This window comes from Cereibacter changlensis JA139 (assembly GCF_003034985.1).
GTDB classification, from domain to species: Bacteria; Pseudomonadota; Alphaproteobacteria; order Rhodobacterales; family Rhodobacteraceae; genus Cereibacter; species Cereibacter changlensis.
This window is the reverse complement of sequence record NZ_PZKG01000088.1, coordinates 1-17633: the sequence shown is the minus strand read 5'-3', so window position 1 is coordinate 17633 and position 17633 is coordinate 1. Positions and strand designations below refer to the sequence as shown.

The 17633-nt window shown below is 65.7% G+C and carries 20 protein-coding genes and 1 pseudogene; 10 read left to right on the top strand and 11 right to left on the bottom strand.

The genetic code is table 11. From position 1 onward, the window contains the following. Positions 1 to 255: hypothetical protein (locus C5F48_RS16185; RefSeq protein WP_219907808.1), on the top strand; the 255-nt coding region annotated here is incomplete at its 5' end. A gap of 39 nt (positions 256 to 294) precedes the next feature. On the opposite strand, the gene C5F48_RS16180 is transcribed toward C5F48_RS16185, so the two are convergent. From C5F48_RS16180 to C5F48_RS16160, 5 genes are all read right to left on the bottom strand, one after another. Beyond that, positions 295 to 594, bottom strand: coding sequence for a BrnA antitoxin family protein (locus C5F48_RS16180; protein ID WP_107664914.1), 300 nt, complete (start codon positions 592 to 594; stop codon positions 295 to 297). Beyond that, positions 591 to 833, bottom strand: coding sequence for a BrnT family toxin (locus C5F48_RS16175; protein WP_245941503.1), 243 nt, complete (start codon positions 831 to 833; stop codon positions 591 to 593). The genes C5F48_RS16180 and C5F48_RS16175 overlap by 4 nt, the downstream gene beginning before the upstream one ends. A gap of 164 nt (positions 834 to 997) precedes the next feature. Beyond that, entirely contained in the window at positions 998 to 1345 is a 348-nt protein-coding gene (gene tnpA / locus C5F48_RS16170; RefSeq protein ID WP_245941502.1) for an IS66-like element accessory protein TnpA, read from the bottom strand. A 45-nt stretch (positions 1346 to 1390) separates the two neighbouring features. Next, entirely contained in the window at positions 1391 to 1606 is a 216-nt protein-coding gene (locus C5F48_RS26095) for a hypothetical protein (protein WP_245941501.1), read from the bottom strand. 149 nt (positions 1607 to 1755) lie between these two features. Further along, a complete protein-coding gene (locus C5F48_RS16160) occupies positions 1756 to 2892 on the bottom strand; it encodes a DSD1 family PLP-dependent enzyme (RefSeq protein WP_107664911.1) in 1137 nt (378 codons plus the stop codon). A 97-nt stretch (positions 2893 to 2989) separates the two neighbouring features. Here C5F48_RS16160 and C5F48_RS16155 point away from each other — a divergent pair, with 97 nt between their 5' ends. From C5F48_RS16155 to C5F48_RS16125, 7 genes are all read left to right on the top strand, one after another. Then, positions 2990 to 4156, top strand: coding sequence for an ROK family transcriptional regulator (locus C5F48_RS16155; protein ID WP_245941500.1), 1167 nt, complete (start codon positions 2990 to 2992; stop codon positions 4154 to 4156). A 129-nt stretch (positions 4157 to 4285) separates the two neighbouring features. Next, entirely contained in the window at positions 4286 to 5542 is a 1257-nt protein-coding gene (locus C5F48_RS16150; RefSeq protein ID WP_107664909.1) for an extracellular solute-binding protein, read from the top strand. Positions 5543 to 5597: 55 nt separating this feature from the next. Next, complete coding sequence (locus C5F48_RS16145; RefSeq protein WP_107664908.1) at positions 5598 to 6485, top strand: carbohydrate ABC transporter permease; 888 nt, start codon at positions 5598 to 5600, stop codon at positions 6483 to 6485. Next, the gene (locus C5F48_RS16140; protein ID WP_107664907.1) at positions 6482 to 7357 is read left to right on the top strand and encodes a carbohydrate ABC transporter permease; all 876 of its coding nucleotides are present in this window, start codon (positions 6482 to 6484) and stop codon (positions 7355 to 7357) included. Before C5F48_RS16145 ends, C5F48_RS16140 begins: the two co-directional genes overlap by 4 nt. A gap of 16 nt (positions 7358 to 7373) precedes the next feature. Further along, positions 7374 to 8477: an ABC transporter ATP-binding protein gene (locus tag C5F48_RS16135; protein WP_107664906.1), complete on the top strand. Its 1104-nt coding sequence runs from the start codon at positions 7374 to 7376 to the stop codon at positions 8475 to 8477. Continuing rightward, positions 8474 to 9403, top strand: coding sequence for an N-acetylglucosamine kinase (locus C5F48_RS16130; protein ID WP_107664905.1), 930 nt, complete (start codon positions 8474 to 8476; stop codon positions 9401 to 9403). Before C5F48_RS16135 ends, C5F48_RS16130 begins: the two co-directional genes overlap by 4 nt. A 19-nt stretch (positions 9404 to 9422) precedes the next feature. Further along, the gene (locus tag C5F48_RS16125) at positions 9423 to 10424 is read left to right on the top strand and encodes an SIS domain-containing protein (protein WP_107664904.1); all 1002 of its coding nucleotides are present in this window, start codon (positions 9423 to 9425) and stop codon (positions 10422 to 10424) included. 161 nt (positions 10425 to 10585) lie between these two features. Here the strand turns inward: C5F48_RS16125 and C5F48_RS16120 are convergent, their stop codons facing one another. The 4 genes from C5F48_RS16120 to betI form a co-directional block, all read right to left on the bottom strand. Continuing rightward, positions 10586 to 10993, bottom strand: coding sequence for a VOC family protein (locus tag C5F48_RS16120; protein ID WP_107664903.1), 408 nt, complete (start codon positions 10991 to 10993; stop codon positions 10586 to 10588). A gap of 413 nt (positions 10994 to 11406) precedes the next feature. Continuing rightward, positions 11407 to 12336, bottom strand: a complete 930-nt coding sequence (locus C5F48_RS16105) for a glycine betaine ABC transporter substrate-binding protein (RefSeq protein WP_107664902.1) — start codon at positions 12334 to 12336, stop codon at positions 11407 to 11409. Positions 12337 to 12451: 115 nt separating this feature from the next. Continuing rightward, positions 12452 to 13540, bottom strand: coding sequence for a Zn-dependent alcohol dehydrogenase (locus C5F48_RS16100; RefSeq protein ID WP_107664901.1), 1089 nt, complete (start codon positions 13538 to 13540; stop codon positions 12452 to 12454). Then, positions 13537 to 15078, bottom strand: a complete 1542-nt coding sequence (gene betI, locus C5F48_RS16095; protein WP_107664900.1) for a transcriptional regulator BetI — start codon at positions 15076 to 15078, stop codon at positions 13537 to 13539. The genes C5F48_RS16100 and betI overlap by 4 nt, the downstream gene beginning before the upstream one ends. Before the next feature lie 295 nt (positions 15079 to 15373). Here betI and C5F48_RS16090 point away from each other — a divergent pair. Together C5F48_RS16090 and C5F48_RS16085 are read left to right on the top strand one after the other, a co-directional pair. Next, positions 15374 to 15583 (top strand): annotated as a pseudogene (locus tag C5F48_RS16090) (transposase domain-containing protein); the annotation flags it as partial. Beyond that, positions 15583 to 15879, top strand: coding sequence for a hypothetical protein (locus C5F48_RS16085; RefSeq protein WP_107664899.1), 297 nt, complete (start codon positions 15583 to 15585; stop codon positions 15877 to 15879). The pseudogene C5F48_RS16090 and the gene C5F48_RS16085, both read left to right, overlap by 1 nt. A gap of 106 nt (positions 15880 to 15985) precedes the next feature. On the opposite strand, the gene C5F48_RS16080 is transcribed toward C5F48_RS16085, so the two are convergent. Then, positions 15986 to 16840, bottom strand: a complete 855-nt coding sequence (locus C5F48_RS16080; protein WP_107664916.1) for a methylenetetrahydrofolate reductase — start codon at positions 16838 to 16840, stop codon at positions 15986 to 15988. A 409-nt stretch (positions 16841 to 17249) separates the two neighbouring features. Then, complete coding sequence (locus C5F48_RS16075; protein ID WP_107664898.1) at positions 17250 to 17504, bottom strand: DUF982 domain-containing protein; 255 nt, start codon at positions 17502 to 17504, stop codon at positions 17250 to 17252. Between the last annotated feature and the right edge of the window lie 129 nt (positions 17505 to 17633).

Sequence of the window (17633 nt, the reverse complement as noted above, 5' to 3'; positions counted from 1 at the left end):
TCTATATCAACGGCGAAACCACGCCATTCTACCGCGGCGAGTTTCTCCGGGACAATGACACCGAAATTCTGGGAATGGTTTGACGAGGTTCCCACCGCCGATCAGATTGTTCTGCTCCGAAAGATTGCCGACTCTAAGGAAGTCATTCTCCACTTTACCGGCCAGACCTACTATGACGACGCCACGATCGGCGCCGGCGACAAGAGGGCGATCAGCGACATGCTGGCGGCCTACGAGATGATTTCCGAGGGCTAGAACCTCGGCGCCTCGCAAGCGCGTGTGCCGGTTGATTGCTCAGCTTAGCCCGGCAGCTTCCCGAAGGGCCCTGTTCACCCGCGACTGCCAGCCTGGCCCGGTGGCTCTGAATTTCTCGATTACATCCTGATCCAGGCGAAGAGAGACCGCGACCTTTGCGTTGTCCGATGGAGGACGGCCCACATTCCGGCGCATCGCCTCGGCCAGCGCCGGGAACGCTTCGGTGAACGGCTTCGCCTGAGCAAGTTGATCTGCGGTGGCCTCGGGCGCGTCGGCGTCGCTGGCAATCATGCTCTGCACCTCGGTCTCATCGGGGTTGTTCGAACGCTTCCTCATCATAGCACGCTCCTTTCCTTCAGACTGGCCGGACGCATGGAGATTACAGCCACTCCTTCCGTGCCCAGAACCAGGAACACCACGGCGACCGCGCCCTCCGCCAGCCGGCCTATCGCCATTTGTCGACCGTTTTTCGCCGGAACCACCATTGAACTCAGGAAGAAATCCTCATCCAGATCAGCAAAATCCAAGCCGTGTTTGGCATGGTTGCTCTGCCTCTTCGGCTCATCCCAAACGATCATCAGCACGATTATTGTATATACATTAATTAGGCTTGTGTCAAGGCTATGGCAGTGGCGGCACCACCGTATCGGCAAAGCGTTTCAGCGGCTTGCCGACGGCCACCGCCTTCCAGTCGCCTGCCGCGACCGAGGCATGCGGATCACGCCCCAGCCCCTGCTGGACTTCAGTGCCAGTTGCGATGCCCGTTCGTCAGCGTGATGTCGATCCGGACATCCTCGGCTTCTCGCGAGGGCCGTTCCGCAGACTCAGACGGGGCGCTCTCCATCACCAGCGGCACGAAACCGCCGCCCATATCCGGCGCACCAAGCGTCCCGCTGCGATACTCGCGCCGCCAGATCGAAAGCAGCGACCGCGAAATCCCATACCGCCGGGCCGTTGCCGAACCCTGCCAGCAGCCGCGCAGGCTTTCTTCGACGATCCGGACCTTGTCCTCGTCTGACCAGTGCCGACGACGGCCAACCTCATCGGCGGCGAAGATCTCGATTGGTGAAACAACTGAAGCGCATGCCACAAGGCAATGCCTTACGACCATTAACTTAGTCAGAGCAGACGGTCCTCACCGCAGGCATACCTTGCGGAGCGCTTCCCCCATTTCGAAGGGCTGAAGTCCGGCGAAGAGGTGCAATTCGCGCGCTTCAACGCCCTTGAGGTCGACAGCGCGCCGGCGCTCTGACGCCCACCGGCCACCGGCCAGCGGGCGCTGCAGCCGCAGCGCCTCCTCGGCCGGTGCGGTCAGCCAGAGCCGCCAGTTCTCGGGCTCGGTCAGGATCACCGGCATGGCCTTAGGATGCACCGGACCCACCTCGTTCGCAGGTGAGGAAGCCGAAGAGCTCGGCCGTCACCTCGCCCTCCTTCAGCTTGCGCAGCCTAGTGGCCCTGTTCGGCGGAAAATCTGCTTGATCGGAGCGCCGGGAAGCGACGTCAGAACACCTTGCCCCGGGCCGTCACCGGCCAGAGCGCCTCGACCCGGTCGTCGCGCAGGCAGACATACCAGTCGTGCAGGTTGCAGGTCGGGTCGCAGTGCCCGGGGATCAGCCGGAGCTTCTCGTTGACCGCCAGCCGTCCCTCCGGGTCGGCGAGGTGGCCATGCTCGTCCGAGATGCCGGTGAAGGCGATGCCCGGCCGGTCCGCCACCACCGGCAGCCCGCTGTCGACGGAAAAGCACTTCAGGCCCGCGTCGCAGATCGCGCGGCCCGGCGCGCGGCTCATCACGGAGCCCAGCACGAAGAGCGCCTGCTCGAAGCCGTTGCCATCGGCCCCGAGCACCCGGCGGTAATCGGCGTCCATGAATACATAGGAGCCGCATTGCAGCTCGTTCCACACCCCCGACGCCGCCTCGAAGGGGAAGCTGCCGGTGCCGGCGCCGCCGATGATGTCGCAGGCGAGCCCGGCCTCGCCCAGCATCCGCAGCGTCTCGCGGGTGACGGTCTCGGCGCGGGCGATGGCCTCGCCGCGCGCCGCCTCGGTCGGCAGGTGCTGGGCCGATCCCTGATAGGCCTGCAGCCCCGAGAAGCGCAGCCCCGGCGCGGCGGCGACCCGCAGCGCCAGGTCGCGGGCCGGGGCGCCGGGGGCGATGCCGCAGCGGGCGGCGCCGCACTCGATCTCGACCAGAACCTCGATGGTCACGCCATGCCGGACGGCTGCGGCCGAGAGATCCGGCACCGCCCCGGGATCATCGACGCAGAGCAGGATCCGCGCTCGTTTCGCCAGCCGGGCGAGCCGGTCCAGCTTGGCGGGATCGCGGACCTGGTTGGCGATCAGGATGTCGGTGATCCCGGCCCGCACCATGGCCTCGGCCTCCGACACCTTCTGGCAGCAGATGCCGCAGGCCCCGCCGGTCTGGATCTGCAGCCGCGCGAGATCGGCCGATTTGTGGGTCTTGGCATGGGCGCGCAGGCGCAGCCCGCGCTCTTCGACGAAAGTCCGCATCCAGTCGAGGTTGCGCTCCAGCGCGGCCATGTCGATGACCAGCGCCGGGGTCTGGATCTCATCCAGACGCATTCCGGGGAGGGCTGGCAAGTCATATCCCGGATCGGGAGCGGCGGGGGCGGCTGTCATCGGTTTGTCTCCGGCGAGGGGCGCGCCGGATTTGCACCCCGCGCTGCTTATGCCTAAGAGATTGGTAAATTATCGGAACAAAGGAAAGGGTCTGATTGTGGCGAGTGCTTCCGACACCGGCTCCGGCGCAACCCTCACGGCCAGCGCCCGCGCCATCTTCCGGCTTCTTGCCCTGCAAGGATCGGCCACCCGGCCCCAACTCGGCCAGTCGCTCGGCCTGTCACGTCCCACCATGTCGGCCGCGATGTCCGAGCTGGAGCGCATCGGCTATGTCGACCGCGTCGGCGAGGTGCAGGGCGCGCTCGGGCGGAAGGCGGCGATGTATCGCGTCGGGACCGCGGCAGGCCATGTCATCGCCGTCGACGCCGGATCCACCCATATCCGGCTAAGGGTTTCGACCATCGACTGCCGCCTGCTGCACAGCCGGGTCTACCGGCTGCCCTCGAGCCAGCTGATGCTCGGGGCCGAGATCAGCGCAGCGGTAGCCGACGAGGTTGCGGCGGCGATGGCGGTGGCGCAGGCCGATTGGGGTCCGCTGCGCGCCCTCGGGATCGCGCTTCCGTCCCGGGTGGTCGGGCCGGGGGAGGATACGGTGGCGACGCGGCAGGACGAGCTGTTCTCGCGCTTCGCGCCGCCGCAAGGCGCGCCGCTGATCCTGGAGAACAACGTGAACTGCGCGGCGGTCGCCGAGCATGTCTATGGCGCGGCGCAGGAAACCGCGACGTTCGCCTATGTTCAAGTCGGGTTGAAGATCGGCATGGGGCTGATGCTGGAGGGTCGCTTACTGCGCGGACGCAACGGGGCGGCGGGCGAGATCGGCCATCTGGCCTTTCCCCTCGCGGGCGATGCGCGTCCCGAGCCGGGCGAGATCGAGCGTTACATGGGCACCGAGGCGCTGATGCGCCGGGTCCGTGACGGCTGGCCCGCAGGAGAGGGCGATGCGCCCGCCGACACCAGCGATCTGCTGGCCCGGGCCGAGTCGGGCTCCGGCGCGGCGCAGGCCGCCGTCACCCGGCATGCTGAGGATATCGGGGCCATCGTCGCGAGCTGCGTCGCGGTGGTCGATCCCGGCATCGTGGTGCTGGGCGGCGGCGTGGGCGGCCATCCGCGGCTTGCGCCGAGGGTGGAGGAGGTGGCGAACCGGCTGAGCTATCCGGTCGAGGTGAGGACGAGCACGCTCGGCTCCGACGCCACGGTGCTGGGGATCGAGAAGCTGGTCGTCGACCGGGCGTTGGAAGGTCTGGTGGGGGAACTCAGGGCCTGATCACAGGCCGTGCGAAAAAATGGATTGCTTTGTCTATTTTGTTTGTTAACGTAACTAACAAACTAGAGAGGCCGGAACCGCATGCGGAATCCGCCCCACCCCCCCGACACCGTCAACAGGGTAGCATCCATGTCCATATTCAAGACCAGCACCGCCTGCCTCGCACTCCTCGGCTCCGTCTCTGCTGCGCCGCTGATGGCCCAGACGCTCGAATACTGGGTCTATTCCGACTTCGCCCAGGGTGAGGCGCTGGCGCTGCAACAGGAATTCGTCACCGAGTTCGAAGCCTCGCATCCCGGCGTGAAGATCAACATCTCGGGCAAGGGCGACGATGACCTGACCGCCGGGCAGATTGCCGGCGCCGCCTCCGGCACATTGCCGGATGTCTTCATGAACGGCCTGGCCGTCGGCGCGCAACTGGTCGAGGTCGGCGCCCTTGCCAACATCCACGACCAGTGGATGGCGATGCCGCAGGCGTATCGCGACCAGTTCGACAAGGAGGCGATCGCCAGCTGCAGCCCGGCGCCGGACGAGATGTATTGCCTGCCCTATACCGGCTTCGGCGAGATCATGTTCCGCAACCTGACCGTGCTGGAAGAGGCCGGGATCGACACCAGCGTTCCGCCCGCCACCTGGGACGAGTGGTATGCGCAGATGCAGAAGGTGAAGGAGGCGGGCAAGTTCGCCATGCCGGACCAGACGCAGGTGTTCAACTCCGTCGCCAGCACCTACGCCATCGTCGGCGATCTGGACGGCTGGGGCATCGACTTCGACAGCAAGACCACCCGTATCCAGCCGGAGACCTACGCCAAGGTTCTGCAGCTCTTCGTCGACATGGCGCCGCTGAACAGCGGCTCCAGCCGCAATGACCAAGGCACCAAGGATCTGTTCATCACCAACCAGCTGGCCTTCCATGTAGTCGGTCCGTGGGTTGATCCGACCTACAAGCAGGCGGCGGCGGACTCGGGTCTGAAATACGATTTCGTTCTCGTGCCGGGCATGACCGAAGGCCAGCACGGCGGGATCAAGAGCTACGAGATCCTCGGCGTCGCGCCGGGCGAGAACCAGCAGATCGCCTGGGAATTCGCCGCCTATGTCGCCGAGAAGGAACAGATGGTCCGCTGGGCCAGCCTGCTGTCGCGCTACAACGGCAATGCTGCGTCCATGGCTGACGCTTCGGTCGCCGAACTGCCGCTGATCGCGCGTTCGGTGGAAGCGGTAAAATACGCCATCGACGTGATGCCGCCTTATTTCGTCGGCGCCTATCCGAACTGCTACCGCTCCATCGTCACCGACAACGCCGCTGCGGTCGCGGATGGCGACATGACGCCGGAAGAGGGCGCCGAAGAGCTGGTCGCCGAACTGAACGACTGCCTCGCCGAGTGAGCCCCCGCCGGTGGCGGCCGATGCGCCGCCACCCGCCGACCTGACGGGTTACCCCATGTTTACCAGACGTTACCTGCCGCACTACGGGATGGTGCTGCCCTTCCTCTTGTTGTTCGCGGTGTTCTTCCTCTACCCGATCGGCAGCGGTCTCTTCTACAGTTTCCACGACTGGAATGCGGCGACCGATCCGCAGTTCGTCGGCCTGAAGAACTACCAGGACATCCTCGGCTCGCGCGATTTCGAGCGGGCGATGGGAAACCTGGTCTTCTACATCGTCATGACGGTGCCGCTGGGGATCGTCGTTGCGCTCGGTCTCGCGCTCCTCGTCGACAGTTTCACCGGGGCCTGGTCGAACTTCTTCCGCAGCGCCTTCTTCCTGCCGGTGATCCTGCCCGCCTTCCTGGCCGCCACCATCTGGCGCTGGATGTATGCGCCGAACTTCGGCCTGGTGAACATGGTGCTGGGCTGGTTCGGCTATCCGTCGGTGAACTTCCTCAATGACACCGACACCATGATCTATGCGCTGATCGTGGTCGACATCTGGGTCTCGGCCGGGTTCAACATGGTCATCCTGCTGGCCGGGCTGAAGGGCATTCCCGCCGATCTCTACGAGGCGGCGCGTCTCGACGGCGCCAGCCGGCTGCAGCAGGTCCGTCACGTCACCATCCCGATGCTGGCCCCGGTGCTGTTCTTCGTGGTGACCTACGGCTTCATCTCGGCGCTGCAGGTGTTCGACGTGCCCTGGCTGCTGACCGGGTCTTCCTTCACCTCCTACGGCGGGCGTCGCGGGGCGCTGCTGTTCCCGGTGATGGACATGATGGGGCGCGGCTTCGGCTCGGTCCGTTTTGGTCAGGCCGCCGCCTATGGCTTCATCCTTACCGCGATCATCGTGCTGTTCACCGCCGCGATGTTCGCCCTGCGCGCCTGGAGGGCTCCGAAATGACGGCTGCAAGCGAGAGCGCCTCAGGACACCGCTGGGCGGTCGCCGATCTGTGGACTTGGGCGGTGCTGAAATGGGTGGTGGCGATCTGCATCGCCATCGTCGCGGTCTTCCCGATCTGGTGGATGGTGAACGTGGTCTTCGCCGAGCCGGGCGCGCCGGTGTCGATCAACCCGCGGCTCTACCCGACCTCGTTCAGCGCCGGCTGGGACAAGATCATGATGATCCTGACCGAGACCCAGTATCTGCGCGCCTATTACATCTCGGTCACCTATGCGCTGCTGACCATTCTCGGCGTGCTGCTGTTCGGGTCGATGGCGGCCTTCGAATTCGCGCTGTTCGACTTCCCGGGCAAGGGCCTGCTGTTCGGCGTGGTCATGCTGTCGCTGATGGTGCCGACCGCCGTCACCATCATCCCGACCTATCTGCTGGTCGCCGATCTCGGCTGGCTCAACACGATGCAGGGGCTGGTGGTGCCGGGGCTGGCTTCGGCCTTCGGGCTCTTCATGCTGGTGCAGTTCATGCGCAGCATCCCGGCCGAGATGATCGAGGCGGCGCGGCTGGACGGGGCGAGCCATTTCCAGATCTACTGGCATGTCGCCCTGCCGCTGTCGAAGAACGCGCTGGTGACGCTGGCGATCCTCACCTTCATGAAAACATGGGGCAACTTCACTTGGCCGCTGATCGTGGCGCCAAGCCCTGAAACCTATACCGTCGGGCAGGTCGTCGGCCTGTTCAACGCGCCCTTCTCGCACCAGACGGTGGATGTCGTGATGACCGCCAACCTGCTGGCCGCCGTGCCGCCCCTGATCTTCTTCCTGATCTTCCAGCGCAAGATCGTCGAAGGCATCGCGATGCAGGGCTCGAAGGGCTGAGACAAGCAGGAACATCATGGCACAACTCGACATTCAGGCCGTCACCAAGACCTTCGGCACGGTCAGCGTCCTCAAGGACATCAACCTCAACATCCGCTCGGGCGAATTCATCGTCTTCGTCGGACCTTCGGGCTGCGGCAAGTCCACGCTGCTGCGGATGATCACCGGGCTGGAGACCGTGAGCTCCGGCGAGATCCGCATCGAGGGCGCCCGGGTAAACGAGACCGACCCGGCGCAGCGCGGCACGGCGATGGTGTTCCAGAGCTATGCGCTCTACCCGCATATGTCGGTGGCGGAAAACATGGGCTTCAGCCTGCGGATGGCGGGCCAGAAGAAGACCGAGATCCGCGACCGCGTCGCCCGGGCGGCGGCTATCCTGCGGCTGGACAAACTTCTGGATCGCCGGCCCGGGCAGCTGTCGGGCGGGCAGAAGCAGCGGGTCGCCATCGGCCGGGCCATCGTGCGCGAGCCGAAGGTGTTCCTGTTCGACGAGCCGCTGTCGAACCTCGATGCCGAGCTGCGGGTGAAGATGCGGGCCGAACTCCTCGAGCTACACCGGCGGCTGAAAGCGACGATGATCTATGTCACCCATGATCAGGTCGAGGCGATGACCTTGGCCGACCGGATGGTGGTGATGAACGGCGGGATCGTCCAGCAGTTCGGCCGGCCGCTCGATCTCTACGATGATCCGGACAACCTGTTCGTCGCCGGTTTCATCGGCTCGCCGCGGATGAACGTGATGTCGGCCGAGGTGGCGGAGGTGACGCCGACCCATGTCACCGTCACAAGCCCCGGAGGCGCCGATGCGCGGCTGATCCTGCCGTTCCGCGGTCTCGACCCCTCGATCAGGCAGCTGTCGCTGGGCATCCGCCCCGAACATGTCCGGCTTGCCGAGGCCGGGGAAGGGCTGCCGGTGGCCGTCGATTTCGTCGAGGAACTGGGCGACGTGACCTATATCCACGGCAGCATGCCGGCGGGCGAGCGGCTGGTGATCCGCAGCGGTGTACGCCGTCTCGATCCCACGCTCACCACCTGCCACGCTGCGCTCGACCCCGCCCGATTCCTGCTGTTCGACAGCGAGGGGCAGCGGTTGCGCGAGAGCGGGAGCCTGCCTGCATGAGCTCGCTTCCCGTGGTCGGCGTCGATATCGGCGGCACCAAGACCCATATCCGGCTGCGCCGCGCAGGCGCCGAGCGCGACCTGATCCTGCCGACGGCGCAATGGCGTCACCGTCATTGGGATCGCGACGCGGCGGCCCTGCTCGAGCTGATCTCCGGCTTCTGCGGCGGCGAGGCCTTTGCTGCCCTAGGCATCGGCGCGCATGGCTGTGACGATCTCGCGGAATGCCTGGCCTTCGAAAGCGCCATTGCCGCCCGCACCCCCGTGCCTGTCCGTGTTGTGAACGATGCCGAGCTGATGCCTGCCGCGCTCGGGCTCGAGGGCCAGATCGGGCTGGTCGCCGGCACCGGGTCCGTGGCCGTGACGCGCACCGGGGCGGGCGAAATGCTGGTGGCCGGCGGCTGGGGCTGGATCATCGGCGACGAGGGCGGCTCCGCCAGCCTCGTACGCGAGGCCGCCCGCGCCGTCGCACTGCATCTCGACCGCGGCGGCAGCCCCGCCGAGCCGCTGGTCGTCGCGCTGTTCGCCGCGCTCGAGATCCCGACGGCAGCGCGCATCGGCAGTCGGCTGGGCGCCTCTGGCGGCGCCTCCTCGGTAGGCGCCCATGCCCCGATCATCTTCGCTTCCGCGGATCAGGGCTCGCAGCTCGCCGAGCAGGTGATCCGCGAGGCAGGGCTGGCCCTCGCCGATCTGGTCACCCGCCTGCGCGGTCGCGGCGCGACGGCGACCAGCGTCGTGGCCGGCGGCAGCGTGATCGTGGCGCAGGACCGGCTCTGGCGGGCTTTTTCGGATAGCGTCCTGCGGCTCTGCGACGGCCGGGTCACGCCGCTGCTCTGCACCGTCGCGCCGGTCACCGGCGCGCTCACCCTTGCCGAGGCGTTGCTTGCGACCTCCGCTCCCGCGGCGCTCGCCGCCCCATCTTCCTGATCTACTGAAAGGCCTATCCATGAGCTACCGATCAACTGTCGCCCGCCAGCCCGAGTCCCTTGCCGACAGCCTCGCAGCGGCGCGCGTCGATGTCGCCGGGCTGGACGTCTCCAAGCTGGGGATGGGGACGCTGGCCGTGACCGGCATCGGCGCCAGCTTCGCCGCCGCCGTGGTGGTTACCGGCGAGCTGAACCGGCAGGGCAAGCGCGCCTTCGCGCTCCGCTCGGTCGACATGATGCAGGGCTACGATCTCGCCGACGCCATTCTCGCGCTCTCCCACCGCGGTCGTAGCGTCGAGACGGTGGAGGCGTTGCGCAAGGCGCCCGACGCGGCGAGCCTTGCCATCACCAACAGCCCGGAGAGCCCGCTGGCGCAGGCGGCCGATCAGCATATCCGGCTGGCGAACGGTTCCGACGCCACGCCCTCCAGCACCGGCTACACCGCGACGCTGCTCGCCGCGGGGCTGGCGGTCGAAGCGCTGACGAAGGCCGAGGCCGCGGATTGGGATGCGCTTCCTGCCACGGCGCAACAGGCGCTGGAGGCCGCGGCGGCCAAGATGGATCGTCTGGCCGACCTGTTCCGAGACCGGCGCGCCATCGACTGCGTCGGGGCAGGGGCCTCGCTCGGCACCGCCGATGGAGCCTCGCTGCTGATCCGGGAAGCGGCGCGTATTCCCGCGTCGGCCTATGACACCCGCCACTATCTGCACGGGCCCATGGAGGCGATGGATGCCACGACCGGCGTCGTCCTCTTCGGCGACGGGCGCGAGGTCGAGATCGCCCGCGAACTGGACCGGATCGGTTGCCCGACGCTGCTAGTCACCAGCCGCGACGATATCGACGATGGCGCAGCGCTGACGGTGATCCGCGTCGCCCGCTTCGACAACCTGATCCTGCAGGCCTTAGTTGACATTTTTCCGGCCCAGCTGCTTGCGGCGGAGCTTTCCGACGCCGCAGGCCTGACCGATGTGAAATTCCGCTACCGCCAGTCCGACACAAAGATCGTTGACGCTGCTGGCTGACGCTTAGGCTTCGTTCTCCTGGATCTGCCCCGGATGTTGCCGAGATCCGGGGCGGGCGATATGGCCAAGTCATCGGTAGGGTGGCCGCGAGGACGGGCCGACCGGCGACCGTGGCACATGCCGCCGCCATGCGCCCGGTATACCCGAGGCGCCGTCGATCATCAGCTGGGTGATTGGTGCTGCCAATCCTTGTAGACGAACTCGAGGCTGTAGCCATCGGGGTCCCGAACCTGAGCCGCATAGTAGCGCGGATCATAGTGAAGCTGCGGACCCGGCCCGTGCAGCTCCTGCGCGCCCGCGCAGAGGGCTGCGGCATGCGCAGCATCCACCTGGGGCTTGCCGGTTGCGACGAAACCGATATGGACGGCTCGGCCCTCGACGACACCAGCGCGCAGCCAGAAGAACACCCGGCCGTCTGCACCGAATCCCTTGAGATCAGGATGACCCGGAGGGCCATCCTTGCCGTCATAGTCGACAGCATGGACGATGCCGAGCGGGGCGAGGGCCTTTTCGTAGAAAGCGATGGAGCGGTCGAGGTCGCTCACCGAGATGAAGATGTGGTCAAGCATGTGGGCTCCTTGGGGTCAGATGATGTAGCTGCCCGAGACTTCGACGTCTGGGCGTAGATCCAGCGGTTATCATCGGAGAGCAGTCCTGCGATCACGCTGCCGACTTCGTCCGGCTTTCCGACACGGTCAAGCGCAGTTTGGCCTGCGAGCAACCCTTCAAAGGCGTCGTTCAGCCCGCCCCTCCAGATCGGCAAAGCGGCGCTGGAGGAGCACCGCCAGACCGCACATTATTGCAGATGCGTCGAGATGATCGAGCCGATCACCATCGGCGGTCGCCAGAAGCGATATTTCGCTCCGGTCCTGGTGGAGAGCGGAGACCGTTAAGGCGGCGGCGAAAGCTGGCTGCGCGGCCGCTGGCGTTCATCCACGGCCGCCAGCGCTCGATCAGGCGAGCGTCAGCCTGCACTGGCCGATCATTCGACAAGAGCCTTGGTGACAGCGTCCCTTCCATCCTGGCCGTCGAATGTGGTCACCCCCTCGAGCCAGATGTCGAGAAGCTCCGGCATCTCGGCGAGCATCGCCCGGGCGGCATCCTCGGGCAGCGCCCCCTCGTCGACCATCAGGCGCATGCCGTAATTCTCGTAGTCCAGCGTATAGCGCAGCTGCGAGAACAACTTGGCGAGATTGGGGCAATCCGCCGTGAAACCTGGGCGCGCCAGGGTGTGCACGGTCGAGCCGCCGTAATTCTCGCCATATTCCGCCTCGCCGCCGGAGAGATAGGTGATCTCGTGGTTGATGTTCATCGGATGCGGCTCCCAGCCCATGAAGACTATCGGCTCCTCGCGGGCGATCGCCCGCTGGACCTGCACCAGCATGCCTGCCTCGCTCGATTCCACCACCTGCCAGTCCTGGTCGAAACCATAGCTCCCCTCCTTGATCATCTGGAGGAGCGGGGCGTTGGAGCCCGGCTCGATGCCGTAGATCTTCCCGCCGAAGATATCCTGGTTCGCGGCCACGTCGCTGAAGCTGGTGATGCCCTTCGCCGATACATAGCTGGGCACCGCCAGGGTGTATTTGGCGCCGGTCAGGTTCTCACCCAAGTCCTCGACCCAGCCCTTGTCGAAGAACTCCTGGTAGTTCTCGTCCTGGACGGGGCGCCAGTTGCCCTGGAATATGTCCATGTCGCCCTCGCGCAGCGAGACATAGGCGACATCGAGGCCGAGTAGGGTCTCGCTGGGCTCGTATCCCAGCGCCTCCAGCAGCAGGCCGGCCGTGGCGTCGGTCAGCATGATGTCCGTCCATCCCAGATCGGCCAGACGGACCGTCCTGCAGGCTTCGGCGTCGGCATGCGCCAGTGTCGCTGAGGTGGAGAGAACGAGGGCGAGGGCAGTCAGGTGTTTCATGAGTCTTCCTGTTGTCTGTTGTGTGAGGACTTTCTCGAAGAGCGAAGAGCGAAGAGCGAAGAGCGAAGAGCGAAGAGCGAAGAGCGAAGAGCGAAGAGCGGAGACGGTGGCCGCGTCAGCCGGGGAAGGTGATGACCGAGCGGGCGAGGAGGCCCGAGCGGAGATCGTCGAAGCCTTCGTTGATCTGGTCGAGCCGGATGCGCTTCGAGATCATCCGGTCCAGGTGCAACCGGCCGGCAAGGTAGAAGTCGACATATCTCGGCATGTCGACCCGGAAGCGGTTGGAGCCCATGTTCGAGCCCTGGATGCGCTTGTCATAGAGCAGGGACACGCCGTCCAGCTCCAGCTTCTCCCCCTCCGGCAACATGCCGATGATCGTCGCCACCCCCGAGCGCCGCAGCATGTCATAGGCCTGCTCCGAGGTGCGCTTCAGCCCGAGCGCCTCGAAAGAATAGTCGACGCCGCCGCCGGTCAGGTCGCGCACCGCCTCTACGGGATCACAGCCGGTTGCGTTCAGCGTGTCGGTCGCGCCAAAACTGCGGGCAAGGTCGAGCTTGCCGTCCTGCACGTCGATGGCGATGATCCGCCCCGCGCCGGCGATCGCGGCCCCATTGATCGCGGAAAGACCCACACCGCCGCAGCCGATCACCGCCACGGTCGAGCCCACCTCGATCCGCGCGGTGTTGGTCACCGCGCCCATGCCGGTCGTCACCGCGCAGCCGATCAGCGCGGCGCGGTCCAGCGGCATGTCCTTCCGGATGCGCACCACGGCATGCTCGTGCACCAGCATCTGCTCGGCGAAGGCCGACAGATCGTAGAATTGCTGCACCTCTCGCTCACCCAATGAGAGCCGCGGCGCCTCGTCCCCGCGGCGCCGGGTCTCGTGCTGATGGTCGCAGTTGAACGGACGCCCGGTGGTGCAGAAGCCGCAATGGCCGCAGAAGACCGAGAGGCAGGTGATGACGTGGTCGCCGGGTTCCAGCCCCCGGACCTCGGAGCCCACCTTCTCGACGACGCCCGCGGCCTCGTGCCCAAGAACCGCCGGAGCCTCGTGGCCATAGAGGCCGTCGATGAAATGCAGGTCGGAATGGCAGAGCCCGACGGCGGCGGTGCGGATCAGCACTTCGCGGGGGCCGGGGTTGGCGATCGAGGTCTCTTCGATGCTCAGCCTGTGGTGAGGTCCATGGAAGATCGCGGCTTTCATGACGCTTGCTCCAGTGCAGAGGGAGAATGGTGGCGCAGGAAGGCCACGACGCGGTCGAGCGACTGGCCCGCCTCGGGCAGGGCGCGGTAGAACTCGAAGACATGCCAGAGCCCCGGCCAATCATGCAGTTCCACGCTGGTTCCGGCCGCGGTGAGGGCTTCGGCAAGCGCGAGCGCCTGCTCCCGGAGGATGTCGCGGCTTCCTGTGGTGATGACCACGGGCGGCATACCGGTCAGGTCGCCGAACAACGGCGAGAGGCGCGGATCGGCGAGGTCCGCCCCTGCGCCGGAGTAAAGGCGCGCCGATTCCATGAGGTTGCGCCGGGTGAAGGTTGGGTCGAACCCGTCGTTGGCCGAGGGCAGCCCATGGGTGAGATCGACCCAGGGCGACAGAAGCGCCACCGCCGAGGGCAGGCGCAGCCCCTCGCGCCGCGCCGCCTGGAGCAGCGCCAGCGCCAGCCCGCCGCCTGCGGATTCCCCGACGAGAAAGAAAGGCGCCGGTGTCTCGGCGACGAAGCCGCGGTAGGCCGCCAAGACGTCCTCCAAGGCGGCGGGAAACGGATGCTCGGGCGCCAGGCGATACCGCGGCGACAGGACGGCGGCGCCCAGCCGCATCGCGAGCCTGCCGCTGATCGGAAGGTCGGATTCGGGATCGCCCGTGACGTAACCGCCGCCAAACAGGTAGAAGACCCGCGCCGAGGCGGGGACGGCCGCGCCCGACTTCGGCGCGATCTGCAGCGCCTCGACGCCGCCGACCCGCACCTGCGCCAGCTTGAGGCCGAACTCCCGCGCGGCGGCCTTGGCCTCGGGCCGGTAAAGCTGGGCCAACTGGGCGCGCAGCTCGACGATGGTCGCGGAGGAGATGCGCACGGGCGAGATCGGCAGGTTGTCCTTGAGGAACTGCTTCGCTTCCCCACTGAGACCGCGGTCATCGGCGGTCCGGGCGGCCGTCTCATCCGGCGGGGGCGCGAAGGCGAAGCCCGGCAGCCGCCGGTCAAGATAGCGGTAGAGCAGGCCCCGGGCGCGCTCAGCCGAGAAGGTCACCGGATTGGCGAGGTTCTGCCAAAGCCCGTCGATGAAGACCGACAACTCCTCCGCCACGTCCCGCGCCTCCCCCGCCTCCAGGCCCATGCCGCGCAGGGCATGGGTCAGATTGCTGAGGAAACGCCTGTCATAGGCGTGCTCGATCCGCTCCAACACCGGATATTCCCGCATCGTCGCATAGATCGAGAACCATGTGGTCACCGCTTCCGGCGTCAGGGTGGAGGGGGAGATCTGCACCTCGAGCAACGAGAGCATCCGCTCCTGCGCCGTCCGCGCCAGTCCGAGCCTGCGGCGGATGTCCGTGGTGAACTCGCGGTAGATGCTGCGGAAAGTCTCCACCAGCAGCGCGTCCTTGTCGTCGAAATAGTGCGTGATCAGCGCAGGCGCTATCCCGGCCTCCCGTGCGATCCGGTTGGCGCTCGCCCGGACGATCCCGTCGCGGTGGATGCAGGCCTTGGTCGCCGCGATGATCTGGCGGCGGCGGACATGTTCCATTCCAACCTTCGGCAATCGAGGTCCCCTTCATGGCTTGGCTCATTCAGCCTGCCACTGGGAGCGAGAATGCGCAACATTATTATTGTTGGCTTGTTCAATAAAAAAACTGCGGATGGTGTCCGTCGGCTCCCAATCGGAGATCGCGTGGTGCAAGCGCACGGTATCAGCGCTCAGGGACGCGCGTGCCGATTGCTCATGATTTCGAAGATGTGGCCGCAGGAGAGAGTAAATGGTCCCCAACGGGCAGTTGACCAAGATCGATGCTACCTTCTCCTTTGTAGCATGAGCAGATCTTCACTGGGTCGATACAGGGGCGGACACCGGCGCCGAAACGCTGGCCCGCGCGATGACCATCATCGAGACCGCCAAGATGAACGGCCTTGATCCGCAGGCCTATCTCGCCGACATCCTGACCCGCATCCATGATCACAAGATCAATCGGCTCGACGAGCTGCTGCCGTGGAACTGGTCGCCGCTGACCACTGCGTTGCCCGAGGCCGCCTGATGGCAACCGTCACCCATGTCTGCACCCTCGACCATGTCGCCAGGATGCTGGGCGAAGACCCCGAGCTTCTCGAAGCCATCGTCTACAACGACGACAATCTGACCTACGGCGCGATCATCAGCGTCTATACCGGCGCGGAAGAGACCATCACCGCCCTGACCGACGATGGCATTGACGAACTGAAAGACATGCTCAGGGACGCCCGCGTCACCACCGAAACCTGGCATGCGTTCCTCGACGACTTTGTCGACGACGAAGACCTCGTCGTCCGCATCAAGGCCCAGTCACCGCGGTAACAACCGGCCGGTTACTCACCTTCCGGCAAGGGTTTATGTGAAGCGACGCCGGGCCAGATTGGATGTCGCTGGACAGAAGCGGCCGACCAAGGGCCGAGAAGGTGCTCTATGCACCCGCCGTCTCACGTTGTGCGGCCACCCAGTTCATTGATGCTGTGGTCTGGCCGAAGGCGAAGAGATGTGCGCCACTGATACCCAGAGCCGGTTCTTGGGCAAGCGCTTGTGCCAGCGGGAGAAGATATGGTTCGGGTGTCACCCGGTCGCTACCGTCTCCGCCTGCGATCCGCGAGAGCGAGTCGCAGATGCCCAGCTCTCGGCTTTGGTTCACGAGGACGTCACGCGTATTCGGCCCTGCCGTCCCGAGCCTCAGGGATGCCTCGATGCCGCTCGTGCGGAACTGGCGGAGCATCGCAAGCACCGGATTCGCGTCAAAGGCGAACTGCGAGACGAGGCTGGTCTCGAAACCCCGCTCGCTGGCGATGGATAACTTGCGGCGCAGAGCCGCGTCCAGAACCTCAAGCGAAATCCGCGGATGCCCACCAGGGTAACAGGCGAAAGCGAGATGGCGCAGACCATGAGAAGCCAGAAGCCCGGTCTCCAGAAGATCGATCGCGGAGTTGAAGGGGCCTCGGGGCTCACCTCGATCTCCACCCGTGACGAACGCGCGCGTCACTTGCGCATCGCCTGCGAGGGAAGCAAGAAAGTCGTCAAGGTCGTCCCGGCTGCGGAAGTTGCGCGCTACCAGATGCGGCACCGGCTCCAGTCCGCCACGCCGCAGCGCAACCACGGCTTCCAGGATGAGCTCCGGCGGCTGATCAGGAAGATCGGCAACGAATATCTCAGAGCCCTTGGGCATCCGATCCAGCGCGACGGCGCGGGCTTCGCAGTCCCGCGCCGTGATCTCCATCGAACAGCTCGCCAGTAGCGTCGTCAGATCGGCATGTGCTGTCGTTGCTGCCATCGGGATCTCCCTTGAGACGAGCCGCTCCCGCAGTTGCATTTTGGCCGAGGTTCACCGACGCGCCGAACGTCCGGCCGCGCGAACATGCCTACCGATGATCCCGTGCGGCATTTCCCGACGCACGGACGATCGGAACAACGGACAGAAGAATGGCCGAGACCAGGACACCTATCGCCATTAGTCCAGAAGATGTCACCTCCACCTTGACGTGGAGTGTCGTAGGCTTGGTCTGAAAGCGAAGGACCACGCGATTTCGGCGTTGCGGCGCCGGTTCTTTTGAAAATGAAGTCATCGGTTCCTCGACGGCGGGTGATAGATAAGGGGGAGAGCGCTAGACAAAAATTCCTTCCTCTCTGTCATCCATTCTGCGGCCTTTCAGTCGAGTGCAACGTCTACGCAGAAGATCAGTTCACGCCTCCACGCGGATCCCGGCATCTTTGACAGCCGCAATGAAAGCTTCTCTTGCCACCGTGGGCCCGACTTGACCGTGGATGCATCCGGAGCAGGCGTTAACGGCTTGCCAGACCGCGTTGGTCTTGCGGCCGGGCCATCTCTTGAGCAGGAACTCGACGGCCTGATCGACCGCGAGGATCGGCTCAGGTTCGGGAGTGTCTTGCACGTTGACGAGCACCGGTGTGCGCCAAAGAAGGCGGTTCCAAGCCATATGTCCTCCGCTGGCAGGGTCAGCTCACAACCGGGCCGCGCCGCCTGTATTCCTGCTCCAGAGAGGCTCCGAACCAGAAAGGGGAGTCGGTCACACTCCCACAGCGCGCCTGCTCGCGGACCGCCCTCG